The organism is Vibrio nereis NBRC 15637, assembly GCF_001591105.1.
Lineage (GTDB): Bacteria > Pseudomonadota > Gammaproteobacteria > Enterobacterales > Vibrionaceae > Vibrio > Vibrio nereis.
In genome coordinates this window covers 353687-364852 of record NZ_BCUD01000001.1, presented here as the reverse complement: position 1 = coordinate 364852, position 11166 = coordinate 353687, and the positions used below count along the sequence as shown (strand labels likewise).

The 11166-nt window shown below is 46.5% G+C and carries 8 protein-coding genes; 1 reads left to right on the top strand and 7 read right to left on the bottom strand.

Annotated features, from left to right (window positions below; genetic code table 11):
* Nucleotides 1-74: 74 nt before the first annotated feature.
* The 7 genes from VNE01S_RS01590 to VNE01S_RS01560 all read right to left on the bottom strand — a co-directional run bounded on the left by VNE01S_RS01590 (nt 75) and on the right by VNE01S_RS01560 (nt 10024).
* Nucleotides 75-572 (bottom strand): outer membrane beta-barrel protein, encoded by a 498-nt coding sequence (locus tag VNE01S_RS01590; protein ID WP_053395598.1) that lies wholly within the window; start codon nt 570-572, stop codon nt 75-77.
* Between the two features lie 96 nt (nt 573-668).
* Nucleotides 669-4604: an ATP-dependent RNA helicase HrpA gene (gene hrpA, locus VNE01S_RS01585; RefSeq protein ID WP_082331684.1), complete on the bottom strand. Its 3936-nt coding sequence runs from the start codon at nt 4602-4604 to the stop codon at nt 669-671.
* Nucleotides 4605-4807: 203 nt separating this feature from the next.
* Complete coding sequence (locus tag VNE01S_RS01580) at nt 4808-5233, bottom strand: universal stress protein (protein ID WP_053395600.1); 426 nt, start codon at nt 5231-5233, stop codon at nt 4808-4810.
* A gap of 1 nt (nt 5234) precedes the next feature.
* On the bottom strand, nt 5235-6557 hold the full coding sequence (locus VNE01S_RS01575; RefSeq protein WP_053395601.1) for a TRAP transporter large permease: 1323 nt from the start codon (nt 6555-6557) through the stop codon (nt 5235-5237).
* A complete protein-coding gene (locus tag VNE01S_RS01570; RefSeq protein ID WP_053395602.1) occupies nt 6554-7132 on the bottom strand; it encodes a TRAP transporter small permease subunit in 579 nt (192 codons plus the stop codon). Before VNE01S_RS01570 ends, VNE01S_RS01575 begins: the two co-directional genes overlap by 4 nt.
* 115 nt (nt 7133-7247) lie before the next feature.
* Nucleotides 7248-8282: a TRAP transporter substrate-binding protein gene (locus VNE01S_RS01565; RefSeq protein WP_053395603.1), complete on the bottom strand. Its 1035-nt coding sequence runs from the start codon at nt 8280-8282 to the stop codon at nt 7248-7250.
* A 302-nt stretch (nt 8283-8584) separates the two neighbouring features.
* Nucleotides 8585-10024: an NAD-dependent succinate-semialdehyde dehydrogenase gene (locus tag VNE01S_RS01560; protein ID WP_053395604.1), complete on the bottom strand. Its 1440-nt coding sequence runs from the start codon at nt 10022-10024 to the stop codon at nt 8585-8587.
* A 153-nt stretch (nt 10025-10177) separates the two neighbouring features.
* Here VNE01S_RS01560 and VNE01S_RS01555 point away from each other — a divergent pair, with 153 nt between their 5' ends.
* On the top strand, nt 10178-11110 hold the full coding sequence (locus VNE01S_RS01555; RefSeq protein WP_053395605.1) for a LysR family transcriptional regulator: 933 nt from the start codon (nt 10178-10180) through the stop codon (nt 11108-11110).
* Nucleotides 11111-11166 lie beyond the last annotated feature (56 nt).

Genomic DNA, 11166 nt, shown 5'->3' with positions numbered 1-11166 from the left:
CTAAGTAAAACAGACACAAAAAAGCCACTCGATTTAAGCGAGTGGCTTTTTTAAATTCAGCTAGCTTATAAAAATTATAAGAAGTGGAATGTCGCGTTTAGCGAGAAGTTTTCAACGTCTTCATCTTTCATTGAGAATACATTGTATGCCGCACCAAATGAGATTGGGCCCATAGTGAAGTATTCTGCACCTACACCGTACATAGTGTCGATTTCTTCTTCTTTGAAGTTCGCCGCGCTATCTTCTAACGTGTAAGAGTGAAGACCTGCTTTTGCGTAAATGTGCAGAGGACCGAAATCGATGCTTGGCTTAGCCGCAGCGTAAAGTGTTTGGCCTTCAAGGTTTAACTTTTGGTTCTTGTAGTTAACGCCTTCGAACTCGCCGAAAGTTTGGTAACCCGCTTCAAGACCAATAAAAGGAAGAATGCCAGTACCTACGTGAACATTGTAAGAAGACGCAGTCTCACCACCAAAATCTGCTTGGCCGACACTTGCGCTACCGTAAATCCATGAGTCCGCAGAAGCTGTTGCTGATGCGCCAATAAGAGCTAGCGCTAATAGTGTCTTTTTCATAATAAACCTTCTTTTAAATTACTAGAGGCAGGGGCAACCCTCTGCCTATCGAGTCAAAATACTGAACAAATATCTAAAGCAAAGCAATTAGCATGCCTAACAGGCATCTATCGCGTTCTTAACTCGCTTGTCCGAAACTGGGTACGGCGTCCCCAGTTGTTGGGCAAAGTAGCTTACACGAAGTTCTTCTAACATCCATCGGATTTCTTTGACATTTTCTGGCACTGCCACACCTTTTGGTATTTTATTGAGCAGTTCTTTGTAGTCATTGGTGACCGACTCAATTTTCAGCATATGCAAGCGATCCTTGTTAGGATCAATCGGCAATTTTTCCATGCGGCGTTCAATTGCCTTCAGGTAACGTAAAATATCCGGCAAACGCTTCCAGCCACATTCGGTCGCAAACCCTTTGAAGATCAATCCTTCCACTTGCGCCTTAATATCTGAAAGTGCAAATGCCATGGTGAAATCAATCTTGCCCTTGAGCTTTTTGTTGATGCTAAACGCAGTGGTCAAAATAGTTTCAACCTGTTTGGCAATGTCGACCACCGTATCACCCAACTCCGCACGGACATGTTCTTTCAACGCTTCAAACTGTTCAGGTTCCCAAACCAGCCCGCCCTGCTGTTCGATCAATTTGTCGACGCCACATGCGATGCAATCATCAATCAGATCGAGCACTTTGCCATACGGGTTAAAGTACAAGCCCAATTTAGATTTGTTCGGCAAGTTCGCGTGCAAATACTTAATCGGCGATGGCACATTCAGTAAGATCAAACGGCGTTGGCCCGCTTGCATGGCCTGAACCTGTTCTTGTTCAGTTTCATACAGCTTAATTTCAACGCTGTCTTTGGTATCAACAATCGCAGGATACGCTTTTACCTCATACCCACCGCGCTTCTGTTGATACACCTTCGGCAGTTCACCAAAGCTCCAAGTGTGTAAGCCTTGCTGCTCGATATCGTCATCTGCAACTTTCGACAAAGTTTCCTGAACTTTATCTTTTAAGCTCTCTTTTAGCTCATGCAGATTACGGTTTTCTTTCAGCTTACGATTTCTGTGGTCTACCGCGCGGAACGTCACCTTTAAGTGGTCTGGTACTTGGTCAAGATTCCAGTCTTCTCGCAGTACTTCCACCCCTGTCATGCGGCGCAGTTCTTTCTCCAATGCATCCAACAGTGGCGCTTCCATCGGCGTTACGCGTGCCAAGAATGCATCTGCGTAGTTCGGCGCTGGCACAAAGTTTTTACGAACCGTTTTTGGTAAAGACTTAATCAGGCTCACAACAAGTTCATGACGCAAACCTGGGATTTGCCAGTCAAACCCAGCGGGCTCAACTTGGTTAAGTACCGGAAGCGGAAGATGAACCGTCACACCATCGTTATCTTCACCCGGCTCAAATTGGTAGCTTAATTTGAGCTTAAGGCCGTTTTGATGCCAGAAGTTTGGATAATCCAAATCGGTCACGTGGCTGGCATCGCCTTTGAACAGCATCTCTTTTTCAAAGTTGAGCAGTTCGCTGTTTTCTTTCGAAGCCTTCTTCCACCACGTATCAAAATGGCGGCCTGACACCACTTCCGTACTCACGCGCTGATCGTAGAAATCAAACAGCTCATCGTCATCGACCAGAATGTCACGGCGACGAGATTTATGTTCGAGCTCTTCGACTTCTTGCAGCAGTTTACGGTTCTGCTTGAAGAACGCGTGTTTGGTCTCCCACTCTCCTTCAACCAATGCACTGCGAATGAAGATTTCACGGCTCACTGAACTGTCAATGTGGCCATAGTTCACTAAGCGTTTAGGTACAATTGGTACCCCGTACAGCATCACTTTTTCGTACGCCATGACTGCTGCGCGTTTCTTCGACCAATGCGGTTCGCTGTAGCTGCGTTTGATCAGGTGTTTGGCTACAGGTTCAATCCATTCCGGTTGGATTTTAGCAATGATGCGACCCCACAATTTTGAGGTTTCCACCAGCTCGGCCGACATGATCCATTTCGGCTGTTTCTTAAATAAGCCCGATGCAGGGAAGATATGGAAACGGGCATTTCGCGCGCCCTGATACTCATTTTTCTCTTGGTCTTTCATACCAATGTGAGACAGTAAACCAACCAGTATTGCGCTGTGTACGCCGTGATAACTCGCAGGCTCGTCGTTCAATTTGAACTCCATCTCGCGCATGGACTGATGCAGCTGGAAGTAAACGTCTTGCCACTCACGAATGCGAAGGTAGTTAAGATACTCTTGTTTACACTGCTTGCGGAATTGGTTACCCGTCAGCGCTTTTTGCTGCTTCTGAATGTAGTCCCACAAGTTCACAAACGTCAGAAAGTCCGACTCTTCATGGAAGAAGCGACGATGTTTATCGTCAGACGACTGCTGTTTATCACTCGGGCGTTCACGCGGATCCTGAATAGAAAGCGCAGACGCAATTACCATCACTTCTTTTAAAGCACCGTATTTTGGCGCTTCTAGCACCATACGAGCTAAACGCGGGTCGATAGGCAAACGCGCCAATTGACGACCCACCGACGTGAGGCGCTTTTTAGGATCTTTCGCTTCGGCGTTAATCGCACCAAGCTCTTCAAGCAAACGCACACCATCTTGAATGTTTCGCTTATCTGGCGCTTCAACAAATGGGAAAGCTTGGATATCGCCGAGCCCCAGTGCGGTCATCTGCAAAATAACCGAGGCTAAGTTGGTACGCAGAATTTCTGGATCGGTAAATTCAGGACGTGATTCAAAGTCTTCCTCTGAATAAAGTCGAATACAGATACCTTCTTCTACACGACCACAACGACCTTTACGCTGGTTGGCGCTTGCTTGAGAAACCGGCTCAATAGGAAGGCGCTGAACCTTAGTGCGGTAGCTGTAGCGGCTAATACGCGCTGTGCCTGGGTCAATCACATACTTGATGCCCGGAACCGTTAACGAGGTTTCCGCGACGTTGGTCGCCAATACAATGCGGCGGCCAGCGTGAGGTTGGAAAATCTTATTTTGCTCACCCGCAGACAAACGTGCGTACAAAGGGACGATCTCCGTGCTCTTCAAATTACGCTTTGAGAGCGCGTCTGCCGTGTCGCGAATTTCTCGTTCGCCGTTCATGAAGATCAGGATATCTCCTAAGCCTTCATCACACAGCTCATCGACGGCTTCAAAAATGCCTTCAAGCTGATCGCGATCCGAGTCATCATCACCGCGCAGTGGACGATAGCGCGTTTCTACCGGATAAGTACGACCGGAGACTTCGATGATCGGCGCATCATTAAAGTGTTTGGAAAAACGTTCAGGGTCGATCGTTGCCGAAGTGATGATCACTTTCAGATCAGGACGACGAGGCAACAGCTCTCTCAGATAACCAAGAATAAAGTCGATATTGAGACTGCGTTCGTGCGCTTCATCGATAATGATGGTGTCATATTGATTCAAGAAGCGGTCGTGCTGGATCTCTGCCAACAAGATACCGTCCGTCATCAACTTGATCTGAGTATTCTCAGAGATTTGATCGTTAAATCGAACTTTATAGCCGACAAACTCACCCAGCTTGGTTTCCATTTCTTCGGCAATACGGCTGGCGACAGAGCGGGCCGCAAGACGACGCGGCTGCGTATGACCAATTAGACCAAACTTACCGCGGCCCAACTCGGCACAAATTTTTGGCAGCTGAGTGGTTTTACCCGAGCCGGTTTCACCTGCGACGATAACCACTTGGTTTTCTTCTATCGCTTTGGCAATGTCGTCTTTTTTCTGACTGACAGGCAATAGCTCTGGGTATTCGATGGTCGCGTGGAAGCTAGCACGTTGCTCCACTTCCATCATGGATTTCGCAATATCGAGTGCAATTTCGTCAAATACGGCATTGCGTGACGCGTCTTTTTTAATTTTACTTGCGCCGGAAATGCGTTTGCTGAGACGAAATCGATCTCGCATCATGCACTGGCTAAGTGCTTTACGTAATGATGCTGGCGTATTAGCCTGAGCTTGTTGCTCAGTCGCCTTAGAATCTGTTCTTGGGGGCTGTGACGATGTCAAAGCGTTACCTATTCATTTATCTTGATAAAACTGCGCGGATTGTATCATAAGCCACCTTCTCGATTGAATAAAAACGCCTAAGCGCGGCAAGGTACCCCATCGCCTACGCCCTTCTCCTCCAAAGTGTTTAAAACACCAACACCATGAAACAAAAAAGCCCTACGCTAAACGCAGGGCTATGTTGATGAGTTTGAATGTTTGCTTTACCTGACAACAAACACCGAACAAGGGGCATGACGCACCACTTTTGCCGCATTTGAACCTAGTAGATAAGAACGTAATTTGGGTTTAGCCGATGCCATCACAATGGCGTCTGCTCGTGACTTTTTCGCCTGTAGAACGACTTCATCAAACACCACACCATTGCGCACAATACTCTTACCTCGGTGCTTTTTAGGCACCAGTTGTTCTAGCATGGTTTGAACACCATCAAACGAGGTTTGGTGATGACTCGAAAACGCGTTGCCACTTGTGGCTGGCACCATGCTGTGGTGAACACGTGCATCATCCACATAGAGCATGTCTATCAGCCCATCTTCAGCAATCAGTTTTAACGCCATTTCCACCTCACGTTTCACCACATCAGGGTATGCGAGATCCACTGGCATTAAGATACGTTGTAAACTCATATCAATTTACCCCCATCACTTTGTTCGGTAGCCACATCACGACTTCAGGGAACAACATACACATCACAAGTACACACAGCTTAAGTAAAATGAACGGCAAAATAGAACGGTAGATGTCCATCATGCTTACACCCGGCGGCGCTATGCCTTTTAAATAGAACAAGGCGAAACCATAAGGCGGAGTTTGAACGGCGATCTCGATGTTTAGAATCATCAAAATACCGAACCAAATCGGGTCATAACCCAGTGATACCACGATTGGGGTAAACAGCGGCGCACACATCAAGACAATGATCAGCTCATCGATGATGAAACCAAGCAGCAACATGATCACTTGCATCAGTATAATGACACCAAGCGGCGGCAAGCCTAAGTCTTGAGTGATGTCTGCAACCATATTCTGCACGCCACTCAGCATGTGGAAGTTACTAAACAGTGACGCACCGAGAATAATCCACATCGACACGCTCACCAGCATCGCGGTTTCAAAGCCGGATGATTTGAACATTTCAAAACGGAAACGCTTAAAAAGGAACGCCAATAGGATCGCGCCAACGACACCAATCGCGCCAGATTCTGTTGGTGTCGCAATACCGGTAATGATACTGCCCAGTACCGCTACGATCAGCAGTAAAGAAAATATCCCGTCACGTGCGGTTCTGAATTTTTCTTTACCCGTCATTGAGCTTTCACTGCCCGTACCAAGTGGCGCTTTTTTCGGGTTGAGCTTACAGCTAACGATCACATAGGTAATCAGCAATGTAATGGAAATAAGCGCAGGGATAATAGCTGCAAGGAACATTCGACCGACAGAGTTCTGCGTTGTCGCCGCGTACATGATCATCGGAATACTTGGTGGAATCAGGATACCTAAGCCACCACCCGCCATAATCACACCCAGAGCCAAGCGTTTATCATAGCCACGCTCCAACATAGGTTTGAGTGCGATACTGCCGGATGTCATGATACCCGCACCAATGATCCCCACCATTGCACCGATCATCGAACAGACGCCAATCACGCTGATCGCTAATGAGCCACGCAGGCGGCCAATCGCCATCTGGCTCGCATTAAACATCGCGTCACCAATCCCAGAACGAGTCAGCAACTGCCCCATGTAGATATACAAAGGGATAGCCAGCAATATAAAGCTAAAGAAGTTACTTTCGATGGTGGTCGGAACCAGGTTAAAAATGCCATCCCCCCAGGTCATGTAGCCCATGCCCATGGCGATACCACCCAATGCCAAGCCAACAGGCGCACCCAACGCAAAACTAAATAAAATACAGCCGATCAATAGCAGCGTTAATACTTCTATACTCATACATCCCCCGCTTGCTCAACCAGCGTATCTTGTTGTTCGTTGACTTCCGAATCTTGTTCAATTAAGGCTTTGCCTGTCACTACGTAGTACAGGTCTTGTAGCATGTCGCTGGTGAACTGGGCGATAAATGAGCCACAAGCCACTATCATCATGATCCAAAAATGTGCCATTGATGGTGCCCACTCAGACTGACGTCGATAGTTAAATTCAATCGCCTCTTCAAATTTTCCGTATGCCATCATCAACACAACAGCAAGGAAGAAAATCGCCAAGGAATAAGAGACAAGATTGAAGACCGAGCGCACGCGCATCGATACCGAAAGGTAAAGCACGTCCACGTTAATGTGTGCTTTGTTTTGTTGAGCTAATGCGCCACCCAGTGCCGCGATATAGCCAAATAAGAAAAGAGAAACGTCATACGCCCAGATGGTTGGTGAACCAAGCACATAACGAGAAAAGACTTCAAAAGCGACCGTTGCTGCAAGTATCGGCATGAGTACCGATGCAGATAGGCCGACCCAATAAACTAAGCGATTAATTCCAAGACAGTAAGCTGTCAAAACTTTACTCAACATATACATCATCCCTGCCAGAATAAAGGAAAAGGGGGCAAGCCCCCTTAGTAGGCAATTTCACTTGTCATTCTTCTTCTAAGTGAAGATCCGAACTATCCCCAATTGCCTTATATAATTAGTTATTTTGTACAATTTTAATCAAACGCTTGCTGTACTTGTCTGACTCTGCATATTCTGACCAAAGAGAGTTAGCAGCGTCATTCCATTTCGTGACATCTTCAGCACTTGGCTCTGGGCTCCACTTCATGCCTTTTGACTCCATGTCGGCAATCGCTTGAGATTCCCAAAGTCTTGACTTCGTCATCTGCTCACGAGCGTGAACCGCACTTGCTGCGCGCACAATCGCTTGTAGATCTTTAGGTAGCTTGTTCCAAGCACTCTTATTGACAACAATCGGCAACGCCTGAGCACCCGCGATTGGTAGACGGTACATGTACTTAGCCACTTCTACGTGGTTACCGTCACGGTGGTCGATGATGTTACTGCCAATCGAACCATCGATAACGCCCGTTGCTAAACTGGTGTAGATTTCGCTCCAAGACAAAGAAGCTGGAGACGCACCTAGGTTACGTAGGAATTTGCCGTATGCACCTGGCGCACGAATCTTCAATCCTTTGAAGTCTTCTACAGAGTTGATTGGCTCTTTAGTTAGTACATAAACTGGCAGTTGGATGTAAGGTTCTAGCCATACAAGGTTCTGTTTGTCGTAAGCTTCTTCTAGAACTTCGCTCCAGCCTTTCTCGTGGAAAAGCGCGCTTATTTCGCCTACATCGTCAGTCATGCCTGGTAGGCCAACTTCTACAACACCTGCTGGGAACTCACCCGCGTGCATTGGTTGGAAAGGAGCACCCATGGTCATCAGGCCTGATTTTACTGAACCAAGCACCCCTGTTTGACCTACGCCTTCACCGGCATACATCATTTGAACGGAGATACGACCGTTAGACATCGTTTCGATATTTTCAGCAAAATGTTTGTACACTTCACCGTAAGCAGAACCGCGTGAGTATAGGTTTACAAAACGCCAGTTGTGCTCGGCAGCGAAAGCTTGAGATGCAGTAAAAAAGGTACTTGAAATTGCAAGTGCATACCCAGCGACTAGTTTAGATACACTCTTTTTTTGCATCTTATTGCGTAAGGTTTTAAACATGAATTATCTCCTTGATGTATTCCTGTTTGCTCTGGCCATGCCAGTAACAGTCTTTTAAGTGACTTATCATTTCCCAGTTGTCACCTTGTTACTGATAATTACAATTCATTTACATTTGTTAAATCCAAATTTATCCACCTAAAGTTTTACGGCTCTCAAACCTTTCTCAAGCACGCGGACTGTTCTCCTCAATCTTCAGACGAAAAAAAGCAGCACATCAAGTGCTGCTATCAAAAAACCCAGAGGGTCTGAACAAACTAACAAGTTAGGGAAAACATGTAGAAACTATGTGAAATCAAACACTAAACACCATGGCATAGGTATTTGATTTCTAAATAATCATCGATGCCATATTTGGAACCTTCTCGGCCACAGCCTGATTCTTTCACACCACCAAACGGAGCAACTTCTGTCGAGATAATGCCTTCGTTGATGCCAACGATTCCGTATTCCAGCGCTTCACTCACGCGCCATACTCGGCTGTGGCTCTCGGTGTAGAAATACGCGGCTAAGCCAAATGGCGTATCGTTGGCGCGGCGAATCACGTCGTCTTCATCTGTAAATCGGAAAAGCGTCGAAACAGGGCCAAACAGCTCCTGATGCGCGATCTCCATCTCTTCAGTGATGTCCGTTAAGATCGTTGGCTGGTAGAACTGATCGCCCACCTCAGAGACATTGCCACCAAGCGTCTTGTTTGCGCCCTGCTCTAACGCTTTTGCAACTAGAGAATCCACCTTATCCACCGCTTTTTGGTTAATCAGCGGCCCAATCTCGTTACCCTCAACCAGTCCGTCACCGATGGCTAATTCTTTAACGACTTGGGTATAACGTTCAACAAACTGATCATAAACCGCATCGTGGATGTAAAGACGGTTGGTACACACACAAGTCTGACCTGCATTACGATATTTGGAGATCACCGCACCTTGAACCGCTTTTTCGATATCCGCATCTTCAAACACGATGAATGGCGCATTACCACCCAATTCCAGCGAGACTTTTTTCACTGTGTCCGCAGCTTGGCGCAGAATCAATTTGCCAACTGGCGTTGAGCCCGTAAACGAGACTTTGCGAACCAGAGGATGACGGCACAAAACATCACCAATTTCGGCCGGGCGAGACGTGGTTACGACGTTTATTACCCCTTTTGGAATACCTGCTTGTTCAGCCAGTTTTGCCATTGCAAGCGCACAAAGTGGCGTGTCTTCACCGGGTTTGACAACAACTGTACAACCTGCCGCTAACGCAGGACCCACTTTGCGGGTGATCATCGCTACTGGGAAGTTCCAAGGTGTGATCGCGGTGACAACACCAACAGGCTGTTTGATTGTGACATAGCGAGTGCTTGGGTTCGCCGATGGGATAACATCGCCATAAACACGTTTTGCTTCTTCGGCAAACCACTCAAGGAAAGAGGCACCGTACATCACTTCACCATAAGCTTCTTTGTACGGCTTGCCTTGCTCAGTCGTCAGCAGTTTTGCTAGTGCGTCAGCGTTTTCAACCATTAGGTCGAACCATTTCTTTAGTAGCCCAGCACGATACTTAGCCGTCGTTTTTCGCCAATCTTGAAACGCATCGTGTGCTGCAAGTACCGCGGTTTCCGCTTCTTCTTTACCCATATCTGGTACGGATGTAATCACATCACCATTTGCCGGGTTAGTTACATCTACTTGCTTGCCGTCCTTAGCTTCGACCCATTCACCATTGATCAAGCCACGGGATAAGACTAAATCTCTCATCACTCAAATTCCTATTTTTATAAATATTAGCAACTTCAAAGATTAATAACTCAAAATCGCGCATAATCACCAAAAAACATAACAAAATAATAACAAGCAGTCGGGGGAGTTAAATATTCCCCTGTAAACATAAAGTTTTACGAGCCTAAAACAATGAGCAAAAAACCTTCGCCTGTCGGTCAAATCGGTGACTATGAAATAAAACAGCTTAAGATCTTTAAAGTTGTTGCTGACTGTGGCGGTTTCTCAGCCGCAGAAACCGAACTCAATATCAGCCGATCAACAATCAGTATTCATATCTCTAATCTGGAATCTCGCTTAAATTTGATCCTTTGCCGCCGTGGCCGATCTGGATTCGCGTTAACCGAAGAAGGGGCGGTCGTGTATGAAGCTACAGTAAAGCTTCTGGGAGAACTGGAAGACTTCCGCAATACCATTAACCACCTCGACATTCAGTTGTCCGGTAGCTTGACGATCCTGTTTAGTGACACCATCAGTTTGGACCACCGCGCCAGCATACCTGCGGTGATTCGTAAGTTTTCAAAATTAGCCCAAGAGGTCTATTTAACGGCCGAAGTTGCCAGAATGACAGAAATCGAAAGAATGGTGATGCAAGAAGAAGCCGATATTGGCTTTATCCCCTTCCACCGTGAATTGGATGGCTTGGAATACGAACACATTTATACGGACATTTGCTATCTCTACGCGAGCAAAGATAACCCGTTGGCTCAGCTGAGTGATGAAGAGTTAACCGATGAAATTATTGATGGTTTTCCGGTGACCTACGCGGGTATAAAAACTCAAGAGCGTATCAATGGCCACCTTGCCAACATGAACCTTAAAGCGACCGCCTACAACTACGAGTCGCGGATGGCACTGCTGCTTTCTTCTCGCTTTATCGGTTATTTACCAGAAAACTATGCCAAACCATATGTTGATTCAGGTGAACTGGTGGCGATCGCGCCTTCTCGTCGGTTTTATCACTTAGAGATCATGGCGATCACCAAAAAAACCAATGCACTGAACAAAGTGCGATCGCTGTTTATTAAAACCATGCGTGACTATTATCGAAAGCATAACGTTTAGTAAGCCGGAATAAAAAAGAGCCTGGAAGTGATCACTTTCAGGCTCTTTTTTATTTT

Bases quoted from the DNA above. Each gene is read 5' to 3' on its own strand.
- VNE01S_RS01590 (WP_053395598.1), bottom strand. From the start codon at position 572: ATGAAAAAGACACTATTAGCGCTAGCTCTTATTGGCGCATCAGCAACA.
- VNE01S_RS01565 (WP_053395603.1), bottom strand. From the start codon at position 8,282: ATGTTTAAAACCTTACGCAATAAGATGCAAAAAAAGAGTGTATCTAAA.
- VNE01S_RS01580 (WP_053395600.1), bottom strand. From the start codon at position 5,233: ATGAGTTTACAACGTATCTTAATGCCAGTGGATCTCGCATACCCTGAT.
- VNE01S_RS01555 (WP_053395605.1), top strand. From the start codon at position 10,178: ATGAGCAAAAAACCTTCGCCTGTCGGTCAAATCGGTGACTATGAAATA.
- VNE01S_RS01570 (WP_053395602.1), bottom strand. From the start codon at position 7,132: ATGTTGAGTAAAGTTTTGACAGCTTACTGTCTTGGAATTAATCGCTTA.
- VNE01S_RS01575 (WP_053395601.1), bottom strand. From the start codon at position 6,557: ATGAGTATAGAAGTATTAACGCTGCTATTGATCGGCTGTATTTTATTT.
- VNE01S_RS01560 (WP_053395604.1), bottom strand. From the start codon at position 10,024: ATGAGAGATTTAGTCTTATCCCGTGGCTTGATCAATGGTGAATGGGTC.